The sequence below is a fragment of the Streptomyces sp. NPDC087440 genome (assembly GCF_044744005.1).
GTDB lineage: Bacteria > Actinomycetota > Actinomycetes > Streptomycetales > Streptomycetaceae > Streptomyces.
The window spans coordinates 185031-201651 of sequence record NZ_JBIUXN010000001.1; the positions used below are offsets into that span (position 1 = coordinate 185031).

At 71.6% G+C, this 16621-nt stretch carries 12 protein-coding genes; 6 read left to right on the forward strand and 6 right to left on the reverse strand.

Translation table 11 applies throughout. From position 1 onward, the window contains the following. Window positions 1–37 precede the first annotated feature (37 nt). Genes hemG through ACIO3O_RS00775 form a run of 6 tightly spaced genes read right to left on the reverse strand, consistent with a single transcriptional unit; the run spans window position 38 to window position 9172 of the window. Entirely contained in the window at window positions 38–1417 is a 1380-nt protein-coding gene (gene hemG / locus ACIO3O_RS00750) for a protoporphyrinogen oxidase (RefSeq protein WP_401740203.1), read from the reverse strand. Beyond that, entirely contained in the window at window positions 1405–2607 is a 1203-nt protein-coding gene (locus tag ACIO3O_RS00755; RefSeq protein WP_401740204.1) for a TIGR04053 family radical SAM/SPASM domain-containing protein, read from the reverse strand. Before ACIO3O_RS00755 ends, hemG begins: the two co-directional genes overlap by 13 nt. Then, window positions 2604–3323: a respiratory nitrate reductase subunit gamma gene (gene narI, locus ACIO3O_RS00760; protein WP_401741813.1), complete on the reverse strand. Its 720-nt coding sequence runs from the start codon at window positions 3321–3323 to the stop codon at window positions 2604–2606. The genes ACIO3O_RS00755 and narI overlap by 4 nt, the downstream gene beginning before the upstream one ends. Further along, window positions 3323–4000 carry a nitrate reductase molybdenum cofactor assembly chaperone gene (gene narJ, locus ACIO3O_RS00765; protein ID WP_401740206.1) on the reverse strand — a complete coding sequence of 226 codons (678 nt, stop codon included), beginning with the start codon at window positions 3998–4000 and terminating at the stop codon, window positions 3323–3325. The genes narI and narJ overlap by 1 nt, the downstream gene beginning before the upstream one ends. Further along, a complete protein-coding gene (gene narH / locus ACIO3O_RS00770) occupies window positions 3997–5529 on the reverse strand; it encodes a nitrate reductase subunit beta (RefSeq protein WP_401740208.1) in 1533 nt (510 codons plus the stop codon). The genes narJ and narH overlap by 4 nt, the downstream gene beginning before the upstream one ends. A 1-nt stretch (window position 5530) precedes the next feature. Further along, on the reverse strand, window positions 5531–9172 hold the full coding sequence (locus ACIO3O_RS00775; protein WP_401740209.1) for a nitrate reductase subunit alpha: 3642 nt from the start codon (window positions 9170–9172) through the stop codon (window positions 5531–5533). A 265-nt stretch (window positions 9173–9437) separates the two neighbouring features. Between ACIO3O_RS00775 and ACIO3O_RS00780 the strand changes: the two genes are divergently transcribed. The 6 genes from ACIO3O_RS00780 to ACIO3O_RS00805 all read left to right on the forward strand — a co-directional run bounded on the left by ACIO3O_RS00780 (window position 9438) and on the right by ACIO3O_RS00805 (window position 16594). Further along, window positions 9438–10718 (forward strand): molybdopterin molybdotransferase MoeA, encoded by a 1281-nt coding sequence (locus ACIO3O_RS00780; RefSeq protein WP_401740211.1) that lies wholly within the window; start codon window positions 9438–9440, stop codon window positions 10716–10718. Window positions 10719–10734: 16 nt separating this feature from the next. Beyond that, complete coding sequence (locus ACIO3O_RS00785; RefSeq protein WP_401740213.1) at window positions 10735–11475, forward strand: YwiC-like family protein; 741 nt, start codon at window positions 10735–10737, stop codon at window positions 11473–11475. A 132-nt stretch (window positions 11476–11607) separates the two neighbouring features. After that, a complete protein-coding gene (locus ACIO3O_RS00790; protein WP_401740214.1) occupies window positions 11608–12339 on the forward strand; it encodes a thioredoxin domain-containing protein in 732 nt (243 codons plus the stop codon). A 158-nt stretch (window positions 12340–12497) separates the two neighbouring features. Continuing rightward, on the forward strand, window positions 12498–13289 hold the full coding sequence (locus tag ACIO3O_RS00795) for a class I SAM-dependent methyltransferase (RefSeq protein ID WP_401740216.1): 792 nt from the start codon (window positions 12498–12500) through the stop codon (window positions 13287–13289). A gap of 540 nt (window positions 13290–13829) precedes the next feature. Next, window positions 13830–15290, forward strand: a complete 1461-nt coding sequence (locus ACIO3O_RS00800; RefSeq protein ID WP_401740218.1) for an MFS transporter — start codon at window positions 13830–13832, stop codon at window positions 15288–15290. A gap of 113 nt (window positions 15291–15403) precedes the next feature. Continuing rightward, a complete protein-coding gene (locus tag ACIO3O_RS00805; RefSeq protein ID WP_401740220.1) occupies window positions 15404–16594 on the forward strand; it encodes an amidohydrolase in 1191 nt (396 codons plus the stop codon). Window positions 16595–16621 lie beyond the last annotated feature (27 nt).

Sequence of the window (16621 nt, forward strand, 5' to 3'; positions counted from 1 at the left end):
GGTCGCCGGCTCCGGAGGCGGGCGGTGGCAGCGGTAGTCAGCCTTCCAGGAGGTGTTCGGCCGCTGTCCGGCCCGTCGCCACGCAGGCCGCCACGCCCACGCCCTCGTACAGTGCGCCGCAGAGCTGCATGCCCGGCAGGAGCGCGGTTGCCTCGCGGATCGTGGCGATCCGGTCGGCGTGGCCCACCTCGTACTGCGGGAGTCCGTTGTGCCAGCGGGTGACCTTTGCGGCGAGCAGTTCGCCCAACGGGCCTGCGGCGGCGGTGAGTTCCGTATGGGCCAGGGCGGTCAGGCGCTGGTCGTCGAGGTCGAGGAGATGTTCCTCGCCCGCTCGGCCCACCGAGGTGCGCAGGACGAGCGTCGAGGGTGCCGCCTCCCGCTGCCAGGCCCACTTGTGGGAGAGGAAGGTGGCGGCCTTGATCGTGCGGCCGTCCACCGGGGGGACGAGGAAGCCGTTCAGCTCGGGCGGCGGGCCCGCTGTCGTACGGGCAAACGCCATGGTGACGACGGCCGATCCGGCGTGGCGGACCCCCGCCAGTTCGGCGTGCGCGGCGGGTGAGTGCGGGCGCAGCAGCGGCGCTGCCGCGTGCGCCGGGAGCGCGAGGACGATCGCGTCGGCGTCCAGGACGAGGGGTCCTCGTCCAGTGACGGCGTGCACCTTCCAGCGTCCGCCGGGGACGCGCTCCAGTGCGAGGGCGGTGCTGCAGGTGAGGACGCGGGCGCCGCTCGCGCAGGCGACGGCGAGCGGGAGGCGGCCGGTACCGCCCGCGATGCCGCGCACCACGCCGGGCTTCGGGCCGGTGGCGGGCCGGGGTCGGGCCCGGCGGCGGAGGGCGGCGAGGAGGGAGTCGCCGGTGGCGGCGATCGCCGCGATGCCGGGCATGGCGGCGTGCAGGGAGAGCTGGTCGGTGCGGCCCGCGTAGATGCCGCCGAGGAGCGGTTCGACGAGGCGGTCGACGGCTTCTTGGCCGATGCGCGGGACGAGGTAGTCCGCGACGGTGACGTCGGCGGTGACGGGGCGGACCGGGACCGCTTCCTCCTGGGCGAGCCGGGCGAGCCCCTCGTCGGAGAGCAGTCCGGTGCCCGCGAGCACGCCGGGGTCGGGCGGCAGGCCCAGCAGGTGGCCCGCGGGCAGCGGGCGCAGGGCGTCTCCGCTCCACAGGGTGACGGGGGCGGGGGCCGGATCGCAGAGGGCGTCGCCGAGTCCGACCTCTTCGGCGAGGTGTACGGCCTCGGGCCGCAACGCCATCAGGGACTCGGCGCCCTCGTCGACGGGGATACCGGCCAGGCTTCCGGTGCGGAGCTTGCCGCCGACGCGGTCGTGCGCCTCCAGGACGGTGACATGGGCCTTGCCGCGCAGCTCCCAGGCGGCGGCGAGGCCGCTGATGCCTCCGCCGATGACGATCACTGAGCGCACGGGGACTCCTCTTCTTCTCCGGCCTGCTGCCACGCGGGCGGCCGGTGGGCGCACCACGGATCGGCGGCGAGGTAGTCGCCCGTGACGGCGTACGCCCTCGAACGCGATCCGCCGCAGACCGTCTTGTACTCGCAGACGCCGCACTTGCCGCGCAGCAGCGAGGGGTCCCTCAACTCTTGAAGGAGTGGCGATTCACGGTAAATGTCCATCAATGGACGGTGTTTGGTGTTGTCCGCGGACAACGGAAGGAACCCGCTGGGGGTCACCTCGCCGGTGTGCGAGACGAACACGAAGCCGCGCCCCGAGGACACGTCCATGGGCGGCCGGCGCACCGCTCGGTGTCCGCCGTCGAAGAGTCCGAGCGCGTGCGCGCGTGCGGTGAGGCGGGCGTGCAGCGCTCCGGTGCGCGGGAGTTCGCCGCGTTCGGCGAGGGCGGCCCGTTGCAGGACGACGCGCCGGAAGTGGTGGCCCTCGGTGGTCTTGGTGGCCATGACCGCTCCGCAGTCGTACAGGAAGTGCAGTACGTCCTCGGTCTCCTGTGCTGTGAGCGAGTCGAGTGCGGCGCCGCGTCCGGTGGGCACCAGCAGGAACCCGGACCAGAGCATCGCCTTCTCGCGGTGGACGAGGGCGGCGATGTCGGCGAGGTCCTCCATGCTGCAGCGGGAGACGGTGGTGTTGACCTGCACCTTGAGTCCGAGTTCACGGGCCGCGCGCCAGCCGTCGAGGGTCAGGCCGAAGACGCCGTCGACGCCCCGGAAGGTGTCGTGCCGGGCGGCGGTCGAGCCGTCGACGCTGAGCGAGAGGGCGACCGCGCCCGCGTCCCGTACCGCCGTCAGGTTCTGCCGGGTGAGGGTCGGCGTGCCGGACGGGGAGACGGCGACGCGCAGGCCGAGGCCGGTCCCGTATGCGATGAGTTCGGTGAGGTCGGGGCGCTGGAAGGGGTCACCGCCGGTGATCACGAACAGGGGGTGGGGGCGGCCGAAGGCGGCGATCTGGTCCATCAGGTCGCGGGCCTGCGCGCCGCTCAGTTCGCGCGGGTTGCGCCGTGGGATGGCCTCGGCGCGACAGTGCAGGCAGGCCAGCGGGCAGGCGCGGGTGGATTCCCAGATGACCAGGAAGGGGCGGTCGGCCACGGCGTGCCGGGGTGTGCGGACGAGGCGGCGCGGGGCCGCCGCCCGGGGGTGCGTCACCGGGTGCGCTCCCAACCCCGGCGCTGGGCCGGGATCTTGTGCGGGTCCCGGCTGCGGTAGACGACGTACGGCCGGAAGACGTACTTCACCGGGGCGCTGAACATGTGCACCAGCCGCGAGTACGGGATCAGGGCGAAGAGCGTGAAGCCGAAGAGGATGTGCAGCTTGAAGGCGAGGGGCGCGCCCGCCATCAGGGCGTAGTCCGGCGAGAGCGCGAACAGGGAGCGGAACCAGGGGGAGATGCCCTCGCGGTAGTTGTAACCGTCCGTCGCACCCGTGGAGTTGAGGATCGTGGCGAGCAGGCCCAGCACGATCGCGCCGAGGAGGAAGGTGTACATCAGGTGGTCGCTGCGCAGGGTCGCCCGGCGCACGGCGGGGACCTTGAGACGGCGGTAGACCAGGAGGCCGATGCCGATCGCCGCCGCCGCGCCCGCGATCGCTCCGGTGCCGACGGCGATGAGGTGGTACGTGTGGTCGCTGACGCCGACCGCGTCGGTCCAGCTCTGCGGGATCAGCAGGCCGACGACGTGGCCGAGCACGACGAAGAGCATCCCGAAGTGGAAGAGCGGGGAGCCGATCCGCAGCAGCTTCGACTCGTGGAGCTGGGAGGAGTGCGAGGTCCAGCCGAACTGGTCGTAGCGGGCCCGCCAGACGGTGCCCGCGATCAGCAGGGCGATCGAGACGTAGGGCAGGACGCCCCACAGGAGGAGGTCCATCATGCCGACGGCCTTTCGAACGGGGTGCGGGTTCCGGCGGTCGGCCACGGCAGGTCGATGCCGGGGCCGAAGGGTTCCAGCGGGGAGCCGATGCCGACGAGTTCCTGCGGCGGCCCCTTGCGGGCCATCGCCTTGGCCTCCTCCTTGGTCTGCGGGGAGGGGCCGGGCAGCGTGGTGCAGAGGGCTTCGAGGACGGCGGTGTACGGGGTGTCCGCGGCCGTGACCGCCAGGCGCAGCAGTTCCAGGCCGACCCGGTGCTCCTCCAGGAGTGCGGTGCCCGCCTCGGGGTGGCGGGCGGCGAAGTCGAGGGCGACGGGGAGGAAGTCGGGGAGTTCCTCGTCGGCGTACTCCAGGCCGTGGTCGCGGTAGAGCTGTTTGACCCGGACCAGGGAGAGGCCGCGGCGGCGGGTGTCGCCGTCGGCCCACCAGGTGAGGTAGAGGCAGCGGCGGTTGCGGGTGTCGAAGGTGGAGGTGTAGTGCGCGCCGAGGTCGAGGGGCTCGGTGGTGGCGACGTGGTCGAGGAAGCCGTGGAGGAGGGCGGCGGCCCGGGGTGCCGTGTCGTCGAGTGCCGTGCGGAGGTGGGGCAGGTCTGCGTACAGCCGCGAGTCCGGGTACTCCAGGCAGCGCCCGACGACCAGCCGGGTGACGGAGTCGGAGGTCGGGGTGGCGGTGGTCATGCGCTCCTCCGGGTGGGGCCGAGGTTGAGCATCACGCGGGCGGGGGTTTCGGCGGGGAGGTCGGCGACCGGGCAGCCCTCGTCCTCGAAGGGGTGCGCCTCGGTGAGTGTCTCGGCGTCCGCGCGGGCGGCGCTCGGCACCACGAAGCGGTCCTCCAGCTTGGCGATCGCCAGGAGGCGGAACATGTCCTCCATCTCCTCGCCGGTCAGGCCGACCGCGCGGGCGATGGTCTCGTCGCGGTCTTCGCCGAGGTTGACGCGCCGCATGTAGGCGCGCATGGCGGCCATCCGGTGCAGGACCGCGTCCACGACGGCGGTGTCGCCCGCGGTGAGGATCTCGGCCAGGTACTCGACGGGGATGCGCAGGGCGTCGATCGCCCCGAAGAGGTTGCCCGCGTCCTCGCCGTCGTGGCCGCTCGCGGCGACCGCCTCGACCACCGGGGAGAGCGGCGGCACGTACCAGACCATCGGCATCGTGCGGTACTCCGGGTGCAGCGGGAGGGCGACCTGGTAGGTGGCGATGAGGTCGTACACCGGGGAGCGGCGGGCGGCCTCCAGCCACTCCTCGGTGATGCCGGCGGCGCGCGCGGCGGCCTGGACGGCCGGGTCGTGCGGGTCGAGGAAGGCCTCCAACTGACCGGGGTAGAGGTCGTGTTCGTCCTCGACCGCCGCCGCTTCGGCGACCTTGTCGGCGTCGTACAGCATCACGCCGAGGTAGCGCATGCGGCCCACGCAGGTCTCGGAGCAGACCGTCGGCATCCCGACCTCGATGCGCGGGAAGCAGAAGGTGCACTTCTCGGCCTTGCCGGTCTGGTGGTTGAAGTAGACCTTCTTGTACGGGCAGGAGCTGACGCACATCCGCCAGCCGCGGCACTGGTCCTGGTCGACCAGGACGATGCCGTCCTCTGCGCGCTTGTACATCGCGCCGGACGGGCACGCCGAGACGCAGGCCGGGTTGAGGCAGTGCTCGCACAGGCGCGGCAGGTAGAACATGAAGGACTGCTCGAACTCGAACCTGATCTTCTCGCCGACCTCGTCGCGGATCTTCTCCACGATCGGGTCGCGCGGCCCGTGCTCGACCGCGCCCCCGAGGTTGTCGTCCCAGTTCGGACCCCATTCGATGGTGTCGAGGGGTGCGCCGGTGAGGGTGTTCACCGGGCGGGCGGTGGGCAGGTCGTCGCCCGCCGGGGCCTCGGTGAGGTTCTTGTATTCGTACGTCCAGGGCTGGTAGTAGTCCGAGATCTCGGGGAGTTCGGGGTTGGCGAAGAGGTTGCCGAGGCGCTTGAGGCGGCTGCCGGAGCGCAGGCGGAGCTTGCCGGAGCGGGTGCGCTCCCAGCCGCCCTTCCACCTCTCCTGGTCCTCCCAGCGGCGGGGGTAGCCCTGGCCGGGGAGGGTTTCGACGTTGTTGAACCAGACGTACTCGGTGCCCTGCCGGTTGGTCCACGCCTGCTTGCAGGTGACGGAACAGGTGTGGCAGCCGATGCACTTGTCGAGGTTCATGACCATCGCGACCTGTGTCATGACGCGCATGTCAGTACTCCACGTTCTGGCTGCGGCGGCGGATGACGGTGACCTCGTCGCGCTGGTTGCCGGTCGGGCCCAGGTAGTTGAAGGCCCAGGTCAACTGGGCGTAGCCGCCCACGAGATGGGTGGGCTTGAGCATCACGCGGGTGAGCGAGTTGTGGATGCCGCCGCGTCGGCCGGTCTTCTCGGTGCGCGGGACGCCGACGGTGCGCTCCTGGGCGTGGTTCATGTAGACCGTGCCGGGCGGCATCTTGTGGGAGACGATCGCGCGGGCGGTGACGACGCCGTTGCGGTTGACGGCCTCGATCCAGTCGTTGTCGGCGACGCCGATGGACGCGGCGTCCTGCGGCGACATCCACACCGTCTGGCCGCCCCGTCCGAGCGCCATCATGTAGTGGTTGTCCTGGTACATGGAGTGGATGGCCCACTTGTTGTGCGGGGTGAGGTAGCGGACCGCGACGGTCTTCTCCTCGACCCGGCCGAGTTCGGGCTCCCCGTACAGGCGGTGCATGTTGAGCGGCGGCTTGTAGACGGGCAGGGCCTCGCCGACCTCGTGCAGCCAGTCGTGGTCGATGAAGAAGTGCTGACGCCCCGTCAGGGTGTGCCAGGGCTTGAGGTGTTCGGTGTTGACGGTGAACGCGGTGTAGCGGCGTCCGCCGGACTCGCTGCCGGACCACTCGGGCGAAGTGATGACGGGGACCGGGCGGGCCTGGGTGTCGGCGAAGGTGACCCGCTTGCCCTCGGCCTCGGCGGCCAGGTGGGCCATCCCGGTGCCGACCTTCTTCTCCAGGGTCTCGAAGCCCTGGACGGCGAGGCGGCCGTTGGAGGTGCCGGAGAGGGAGAGGATCGCCTCGCAGGCCCGCTGGGCGGTGTCGAGGCGGGGGCGGCCGTCGGCCACTCCCCCGCGCACGGTGCCGTTCTTCGCGCCGAGGTAGTCGACCTCTTCGCCCACCTCGAAGGTGATGGCCTTCGTGGTGACGCCGAGCGTGTCGATGAGCGGGCCGAGCGCCGCGAACTTGTCGCCGATCGCGCCGTAGTCGCGTTCCACGACGGCCAGGTTGTACATGGTGCGCCCGGGTATCGGCTCGCACTCGCCCTGGGACCAGTCGAGGGCGACGCCGCCGGGCTGGGCCATCTCGCCGCCGGGGGTGTCGTGCTGGAGGGCGGTGGCGACCAGGTCCTTGCGTACGCCGAGGTGTTGACCGGCGAGTTCGCCGAAGCGGCGGGCCAGTGCGTGGAAGGCGTCGTAGTCGGAGCGGGCCTGCCAAGGGGGGTCGACAGCCGGGGTGAAGGCGTGCAGGAAGGGGTGCATGTCCGTGGAGGACAGGTCGTGCTTCTCGTACCAGGTGGCGGCCGGGAGGACGACGTCGGCGAGCAGCGTCGTGGACGTCATCCGGAAGTCCATCGCCATCAGCAGGTCGAGCTTGCCCTCGACGTCCTCCTCGCGCCAGGTCACGTCGCGGGGTGTGCAGCGCGGGCCGTCGTCGGGGAGGTTGTTGTGGGTGCCCAGGAGGTGCTTGAGGAAGTACTCGTTGCCCTTGGAGCTGGAGCCCAGGAGGTTGGCCCGCCACACGTTGAGGACGCGCGGCCAGTTGCCGGGCGCGTCGGGGTCCTCGCCCGCGAATCCGAGGGTGCCCGCCTTGAGTTCCTCGACGGCCGCTGCGACGGGGTTCTCCGCCGCGCCGAGGTCGAGGGGGTTGCGGTCGAAGGTGGGGTAGGAGGGCATCCAGCCCATGCGGGCGGACGCGGCGAGGCAGTCCGCGCCGGACATGCCGTCGAAGGTGCCCTCCGCGAGGGGTGAGGCGAGGGCTTCGGCGGGCAGGGTGTCGTACCGCCACTGGTCGGTGTGCAGGTAGAACCAGCCCGCGCCGATCATGTGCCGGGGCGGGCGGGCCCAGTCGGAGGCGCTGGCGAGGGTGGCCCAGCCGGTGACCGGGCGGCACTTCTCCTGGCCGACGTAGTGGCCCCAGCCGCCGCCGTTGCGGCCCTGGCAGCCGGTGAGGGTGAGCAGGGCGAGGAAGGCGCGGTAGATGGTCTCGGAGTGGAACCAGTGGTTGGTCCCCGCGCCCATCAGGATCATGCAGCGGCCCCGCGACTTCTCGGCGGTCTCGCCGAACTCCCGTGCCACGCGCGCCGCCTGGGCCGCCGGGACGGAGGTGAGGGTCTCCTGCCAGGCGGGGGTGCCGGGCTGGGACGCGTCGTCGTACGAGGTGGGCCACTCGCCGGGCAGGCCGTCGCGGCCGACTCCGTACTGGGCGAGCATCAGGTCGTACACGGTGGTGACGAGCCGGTCGCCGATCCGGCGGACGGGGACTCCGCGCCGTACGGTGCCGGGCCGGTCCTCCTCGAAGCGGGGCAGGACGATCTCCGCCGAGCCCTCCCCGTACAGGGTCAGGCGGGGGACGGTGTCGCCGAGGTCGAGGTTCCACTCGGGGGTCTCGTTGGCGCCCCAGCGGTGGCCGAGGGTGCCGTGCGGGACGACGGGTTCGCCGGTGGCGTCGTCGACGAGGACGGTTTTCCACCGGGCGTTCTCGGTGTCCTGCCCGAGGTCGGCCGCATTCAGGAACTTGTGCGGGACCAGGCCCTGTTCGGTGTCGCGGAGCGTGACGAGGAAGGGGAGGTCCGTGTATTGCCGTACGTAGTCCCGGAAGAAGGGGGTTTCCCGGTCGACGAAGAATTCCTTGAGGAGGACGTGGCCCATCGAAAGGGCGAGCGCGCCGTCCGTTCCGGGGTGCGGGTGCATCCATTCGTCGGCGAATTTGGTGTTGTCCGCGTAGTCGGGAGAGACGGTGACGACCTTCTGGCCCCGGTAGCGGGCCTCCGCCATCCAGTGCGCGTCGGGCGTGCGCGTCACGGGGACGTTCGAGCCCCACATCATCAGGTACGCGGCGTCCCACCAGTCGCCCGACTCCGGGACGTCCGTCTGGTCGCCGAAGACCTGCGGGGATGCGACGGGCAGGTCGGCGTACCAGTCGTAGAAGGACAGCATCGGCGCGCCGATGAGGGAGTGGAAGCGGGCGCCGGCGGCGTGCGAGGCCATGGACATCGCGGGGATCGGGGAGAACCCGGCGACGCGGTCGGGCCCGTGCTCCTTGATGGTGTGCACGTGCGCGGCCGCCGCGATCTCCAGGGCCTCGTCCCAGGTCGCCCGGACCAGGCCGCCCTTGCCCCTGGCCTGCTGGTACGTCCGGCGGCGGGCCGGGTCGCGCTGGATGTCGGCCCAGGCGAGGACCGGGTCCCTGAGGCGCTTCTTGGCCTCGCGGTACATCGAGAGCAGGGTGCCGCGCACATAGGGGTGGCGGACCCGGGTCGGCGAGTAGCTGTACCAGGAGAAGGACGCCCCGCGGGGGCAGCCGCGCGGTTCGTACTCGGGGCGGTCGGGGCCGACGGAGGGGTAGTCGGTCGCCTGGGTCTCCCAGGTGATGATCCCGTCCTTGACGTAGACCTTCCAGCGGCACGAGCCGGTGCAGTTCACGCCGTGCGTGGAGTTGACGACCTTGTCGTGGCTCCAGCGGTCCCGGTAGAACCGCTCGCCGTCCCGCCCGCCGGTGCGGTGCACCGTGCGCAGATCGTCGGACACTTCGGCCTTGGTGAAATACCGTCCGGCCTTGAGCAGTGCTTCCGCAGCGCCGCTCTGGTTCTGCCGCAACTTGACCCTCCGGGGAATGGAAAGACAGCGGACCGGACTTGCCGACGGTTCGCCGGTAAATTCCCTGGCCCACCTCGACCCTATGACTGCTTTTCCGTCGACCCCGGGGACCAAGGTCCCGCCGGACGGTGACCTAATTCCACAATTCCGCTCCGGGAGGGGTGACATGGTGGAATTCGGCAACAAAATGCTTGCGCAAAAGGCCTTTTGGCCCGGCGGACTGCTCCGCGGCTGAAGGGCGCTCCCGAAGGGACGGTCGATTCTCTTGCACACCTGGGCGCACGCCCGCGCGGTCGCGGCCTCCGCCGTCCAGCCCCTGCTCCCGCAGCGGCTGCCGCTCTCCGACGCGGCGGGCCGGGTGCTGGCCGCACCGCTCGCCTCCCTCACCGACCTGCCCGCCTTCGACACCTCCGCGATGGACGGCTGGGCGGTGCACGGTCCGGGGCCCTGGCACGTCGTACGCGGGCGGGTGCTCGCGGGAGGCACGGGGCGGCCGCTGGGGCCGGGCGAGGCGGTGGCGATCGCGACCGGTGCACCGGTTCCGGCGGGCGCGTCGCTGGTGCTGCGGAGCGAGGACGGTGTGCGTGAAGGCGATGTGCTGAAGGCCGCCCGAGCGGCGGTCCTGGAACGCGGTCGCGACCTCCAGCCCGACCTCCCGCCCGACCTCCCGCCCGACCTCCCGTCCGGCCGCGACATCCGGCTGCGCGGCCAGGAGTGCCGGGCGGGCGAACCCCTCCTCCCGGCCGGCACCCGGGTCACCCCCGCCGTCCTGGGCCTCGCCGCGGCCACCGGGCACGACGCCCTCACCGTCACCGGCACCCCCTGCGCCGACCTCCTGGTACTGGGCGACGAGCTCCTCGACCGGGGCCTGCCGGGGCGCGGCCGGGTGCGGGACGCGCTGGGCCCGCTGCTGGTGCCGTGGCTGGAGGCGCTCGGCGTACGGGTGGCCTCGCGCGCCCGGGTCGCCGACGACCTCGACGCGCTGTGCGCCGCGCTGTCCCGCTCGACGGCGGACGTCGTCCTGACCACGGGCGGCTCGGCCCGCGGCCCGGTCGACCACGTACGGCGCGCCCTGGGGGCGCTGGGTGCGCGGATGCTGGTGGACAGCGTCGCCGTACGTCCCGGGCACCCGATGCTCCTGGCGCTCCTCCCCGACGGCAGGCCCGTCGTCGGACTGCCGGGCAATCCCCTGGCGGCGGTCGCCGGGACCGCCACGCTCGCCGTGCCGCTCCTGCGCACCCTGGCGGGGCTGCCGCCCGCCGCCCCGGTCGGGCTTCCGGCGGCGGTACGGCTGGCCGGGCGCGCCCCATCCACGGCGCTGGTGCCGGTCGCGGTGCGGGACGGGTCCGTCCACCCGCTGGACTTCCACGGCCCGGCGATGCTGCGCGGCCTGGCCTCCTGCGACGCGCTGGCGGTGGTGGTGCCGCAGGGGGTGCGGGCGGGGGAACCGGTGGAGCTGCTGGCGGGGCCGGGCGAGCGGGAGGCGCCGGGGGCGGCCCTGGACCGTACCGCCGTGGAGCCCCTGCACCAGGTGGTCGCCGCGTGAGGACGGGACGTACGGCATGAGCGGGAAACGTACGCAGTGGGTGCCCGACCAGCACGGTGCGTGGGCCATGCTCACCGTGCCGTACGCCGTGGGCACGTTCCTGGGCCACCCGGTGTGGCTGCATCTGCCGCTGTTCGTGTGCTGGCTGCTGGCGTACGCGACGGCCTTCCACCTCCAGCAGTACGTACGTCTGCGCCGCCTCTCGCGCAATCCGCGCGCGGCGGGGCGGCACGTGAAGCCGACGGCCGTGTTCGCGGGCGCGCTCGCGGTGCTGGGCGTGCCGCTCCTGGTGCTGCGGCCGTGGCTGCTCGTCGCGGTGGCGGCCGCGCTGCCGTGCTTCGCCGTGAACACGCTCTACGCGTGGCGCAACCGTGAACGGGCGCTGGTGAACGGCCTGTTGGCGGTGTTCCCCGCCTGCGCGGTACTGCTGGTGGCGCTGCGGTTGGGGGGCGGGACGATCACGGAGGGGGTGGTGCCTGCCGCGCTCTGCTTCCTCTACTTCGCGGGCACGGTGCTGTACGTGAAGACGATGATCCGGGAGCGCCGGAACCGTCGCTACCTGTACGGCTCGATCGCGTACCACGCGGCGGCGCTGGCCTGTGCGGCGCTGCTGCTTCCGATGGCGGCGGTGTTGTTCTCCTGCTTCCTGCTGCGGGCGGCGGTACTGCCGGGGCGGAGGCTGCGGGTGCGGACGGTGGGGATGGTCGAACTCGCCTGCTCGGCAGGGTTGCTGACTCTGTTGCTCTCCTTCTCCTGACGGGGGGTCTCCCTGACAGGGACTTTATGGACCTTGGGCCTGAAGGACGGGCCTTCTGCCGGGCGGAGCGGCGGTCCTCGCCTCCTAGCGTGAACGGTGGAACATCCAGGTACGACCAGGAGGACCCGGCCCATGACCACGACCCCTCATCCCCTTGCGCGCCGGACGGGACGGGTGGTGGTGGCCGTGTTGACGGCCGCGCTGGTCGGGGTGGCGGCCACGGGCTGCGGCTCGACGTCCCAGGCGTCCGACGCCCCGCCCACCAACACCTCCCCCACTCCTGCCGGACACGCGAAGGGCCTCCCGGCCGCCCTCGCGCAGGACGGCACCACGGTCGTCGTCGGCCGGCCGGACGCGCCGCACACCGTGCGCATCTCGGTGGACCCTCAATGCGGGTACTGCGCCAAGTTCGAGACGGGCGGCGGGGAGGCGGTGGCCAAGGCCGTCCGCTCCGGCAAGGTCAAGGCCGAGTACACGATCGCCTCCTTCCTGGACCGGGGCGAGACGGCCGGCTCCACCCGGGCGGCCAACGCACTGCGTGCGGCACTGGAGGAGGGGAAGTTCGCGGAGTTCCAGGAGGCCGTCTTCACGGCGCAGGGCACCGAGGAGGCCCAGGGCTTCTCGAACGCGTACCTGCTTCAGCTGGCCTCCCAGGTGAAGGGGCTGCGGGGCGAGGCCTTCGACAAGGCGGTCAACGACCTCTCGTACAAGGGCTGGGTCGAGCAGTCCCTGAAGGCCTTCCAGGCGAGCGGGGAGACATCCGTGCCCTCGGTGCTGCTCGACGGCAAGAAGGTCGAGGACGGGGACGCCCTGTTCAACGCTCCTGATTTCGCCGCGCTGCTGGAGAAGGGGGGTGCGGCATAACGCCCGACCGACTGCGGGACGGCACTCGTGCACCTTGCGCAGCCCGGATCTAGCGGAACTCCCGACAATGTGGTTGAGCGGCACACGGCTGACGTGTTGGCTGGCAGCACCGACCTGTCCGTACAGCAGGTGCCGATTGGCCACAGCAGGAGCTGAATATGCAGGGCATTGACGTCGACCCCGCTGCCCACAACCGGGCAGCCTGGGACAGATACGTCCGCGAGGGCAACGAGTGGTCGAGGCCGGTGAGTGCCGAGGATGTCGAGCGCGCCCGCAGGGGCGACTGGTCGATCGTTCTCATCGGGCGTGAGCCGGTCGACCGCTCCTGGCTGCCGACGGACCTGACCGGCAAGGACCTGTTGTGCCTGGCCTCCGGCGGTGGTCAACAGGGGCCGATCCTCGCCGCCGCAGGGGCGCGGGTCACCGTGTTCGACAACTCACCCGGCCAGCTCGGCCAGGACCGGATGGTGGCGGCGCGCGACGGACTCGAACTGCGCACCGTGCTGGGCGACATGCGCGACCTCAGTGCCTTCGGCGACGCCGAGTTCGACGTCGTCTTCCATCCGGTCTCCAACCTATTCGTACCGGACTTGGCACAAGTGTGGGATGAGTGCTTCCGCGTCCTGCGACCCGGCGGAACTCTGCTCGCGGGCTTCCTCAACCCTGATGTGTACTTGTTCGACAACGAGGCGCTCGACGAGCGCGGCGAGCTGATCGTCGTGCACAAGCTGCCCTACAGCGATGTCACGCACTACTCCGCCGAGGAACGCGCCGCAAAGTTCGGCGCGGATGCGGCTCTTGAATACAGCCACACCCTCACCGCCCAGATCGGCGGGCAACTCGCCGCGGGGTTCGTCCTCACCGGCTTCACGGAAGCGCCGCACCAATCCAACGCATCCGCCCTCTACATGTCGAACTACTTCTCGACATTGGCGGTCAAACCGGGCTAACCCGGTGATCTCTCCCCCCCAAGACACTCTGGTCAGGTCCGGGCTCTCCACACTGTGGAGGGCCCGGAAGCGGTGTTGCCCGCGTTCTCCGCGCAGCTGTACGCGGCTCCTGACGGCCTGCCGCGACCTGACAGTCGGCCCGTTTGCCCAGGGGCGTCGCAGGGTCCTCACGGGCCGGCCTCAGCAGGAGAAATCCCCCTCACCGGCGTGCGGACGGACCGAAGTCCCGTGTCGCGCCGTCCCCTTCGAGTTCCTCGGGCTGGACGGCCGCCTGCTCGCCGGAGGCCGCACATCACCCAAGGGGGCGCTATGGGTGCTCAATGCCATTTGGCACCCGAGATCGGCGCATTTCTGCGATCTTCATTCGCCGGACGGGGGAATCGGGCATCCCCGCGGTGTTGTGGTCGCGGAACTGCAGGATGACGGCCAGAGGGGTTCAAGATCCCGCCCCGGCGGCCGTTTCGGGATGCCGGGTGGGACGTGGTGAGCCCCTGCCGGACGGCAACGGCGCTGTCCGCGTGTTGGCTTGAGGAGGGCTCCATGACCACGGCACCCGACGTCGTGAAGAATTCCGATCCGCCGCCCGGGGCGATACCGGGATCGGTTCCGCGTGCGGCTGCGAGGCTCGGTACGGCGGGGCTGGTTTCCCTGGTGGTGCTCGAACTCGTCAGCGGACTGCTGCAAGGGTGGCCGGTTCCGCTGCTGCCCGCGCTGGGCGGGGCTTTCGAGGTCAGCCACGGGCAGTTGAACTGGGTGAGCTCCGCCTACCTGCTGAGCGGCGCGGTCTGTGTGCCGCTGCTCGCCAAGCTCGGCGACATGTTCGGGTACCGGTTGCTGCTGCGGATCGCGACGGCTTCGGTCGTCGTGGGGACCGTGATGGTCGCCCTGGCGCCCTCGTTCGAGGTGCTCCTCGCGGGACGCGTCGTCCAGGGACCGATGTCGGCGTTCCTGCCTCTGATGATCGGTCTCGTACGGGACCGGGCACCCGAGCGAGCGGGCAGCATCATCGGCATCCTCGTCGGCGCCCTCACCGTCGGCGTCAGCCTCGGCATGGTCTCCGCCGGCGGGCTCATGAACGCCACCGGCAGCCTCGGCGTCTCCTTGTTCGTACCGGTGGTCGTCGTCGCCCTGAGCTTCCTCGCCCTGTGGGTGGGGGTGCCGGAGAGCGTCTCGCGTGCCGCGGGGCGGATCGACTGGTGGGGCACGGTCACCCTCAGCATCGGCATGGTGCTGCTGCTGCTCGCCCTGGGCAACGGCCTGACCTGGGGCTGGACTTCCGTACTGACGCTGGGCTGCCTGCTCGGCGGGGTGGCGATGCTCGGGATGTGGGTGCGTACCGCGCTCAGGGTTCCGGAGCCTCTGATCGACTTGAGGGCCGTCGCCCGGGGCGGTGTCCTGCCGCTGTACGTCATCGCGCTGCTTCTGGGAGCGCAGCTGTTCGGCTCCCAGACGGTCATCGCCCTGCTGGCGGGCAGCGACCCGGTGGCCACCGGCTTCGGGCTCGGGCTCACCGCGCTGGAGATCGGCGGGGTCATGACCGTCTTCGGTCTCGCCGCCTTCGGCTCCTCCACGGCTGCCGCGAAGTGCGCCAAGAAGATCGGCGACTGCCCGGTCCTGGTGATCGGCGCGGTGGTCGCAGGCTCCGGGTTCGCCCTGCTGGCCTTCGCCCACAACAGCATCGCCCCGTTCCTGCTGGGAGTGGGCCTGATCGGCGTCGGCAACGGGTTCGCCATGGCGGGACTGCCCGCGATGATCGTCGCCCGGGTCTCCCCCGAGACGACCGGCATCGCCACCGGCATCTACAACACCGCCCGCGTCGCTGCCGGGGCGGCGGCCGGAGCCGTCTTCGCGGCGGTGTTCGCCGCTTTCACCGCCGGGGCCGGATCGGCGCCGGGCGAGGCTGCGTACGTCTGGGTGCTCGCCCTCTGCGTCGGCTGCTGCGCCGTGATGGCCGTCCTGACCCGCACCATCCGCAAGGTCGCGGTCCGCTCCGCACCCTGATCCGGCAGGCGCATCCCGTATCCGCCAGGCGCATCCCGTGTCCGACGGGCGCCGCCTGCTTCCTCCCCCTCTTCCTTTCTCCCGTCCCTGTACCGCAGAGGAGCTCCACCACCATGAACACCGCCGCCCGCACCCTGCTCCAGGCCGCCCTCCAGGACCGCGCCGCCGACGTCCATCCGGAGCTGGTCGCCCTCAGCCACGCCCTGCACGACGACCCCGAGGTCGCCTTCGAGGAGCACCGCTCCGCCGCCCGCGTCACCGACGTCCTCGCCCGGCACGGCTTCGACGTCACCACGGGTGTCAGTGGCCTCGACACCGCGTTCACCGCGACCTTCGGCACCGGCAGCCTGACGGTGGGCGTGTGCGTCGAGTACGACGCCCTCCCCGACATCGGTCACGCCTGCGGCCACAACGTCATCGCCGCCACCTCCGTGGGAGCCGCGCTCGCCCTCGCCCGGTTCGCCGACCAACTGGACATCACGGTCAAGGCGATCGGCACCCCCGCCGAGGAACACGGCGGCGGCAAGGTGATCCTGCTGGAGAAGGGCGTCTTCGACGACGTCGCCATCGCGATGATGGCCCACCCCATGCCCACCGCCGACATCGGTGCCCATCACTTCCCCACCCAGGCCGTCGCCCGCTTCCGCGTCCACTACACCGGCACCCCCGCCCACGCGGCCGCCGCACCGCACCTGGGCGTCAACGCGGCGTCCGCCGCCGTGGTCGCGCAGGTCGCCATCGGCCAGCTGCGCCAGCAGATCCCCGGCGACCACCGCATCGCGGCGTACGTCTCCCACGGCGGCGCGGCGATCAACATCATCCCGGAGTCCACCACCGTGGAGTGCGAGGTGCGGGCCTTCACGATGGAGGAGATGCAGGCCCTGAAGATGAAGGCGGAATGGTGCTTCGCCGCGGGCGCGCAGGCCACCGGCTGTGCGATGGAGATGGAGGCGACCCAGCCCGACTACGCGGACATGCGCGCCGACACCTGGTTCAGCGAGCGCTACCTGGCGCACCTGACCGCACTCGGCCGCACCCCGGTCACCCTGGAGCCCGGCAAGGCGGGCGGCTCGACCGACTTCGGGAACATCTCCCACGTCATGCCCGCCATCCACCCCGCCCTCGGCATCCTGGGCGCCACCCACATGCCCCACACCCACGGCTTCACCGCCGAGACCAACACCCCGGCGGCCGACGACGCGATCCTCGTGGGGGCCAAGGCCCTCGCGAGCGCCGCCGCCGACCTGGCCCTGGACGCCGAGCAGCGCGGCCGGGCCCTGTCCAGGCTCGCAGCCCGCAGCTGACCTCCCGCCACCGGTGGGGCGCTCCCC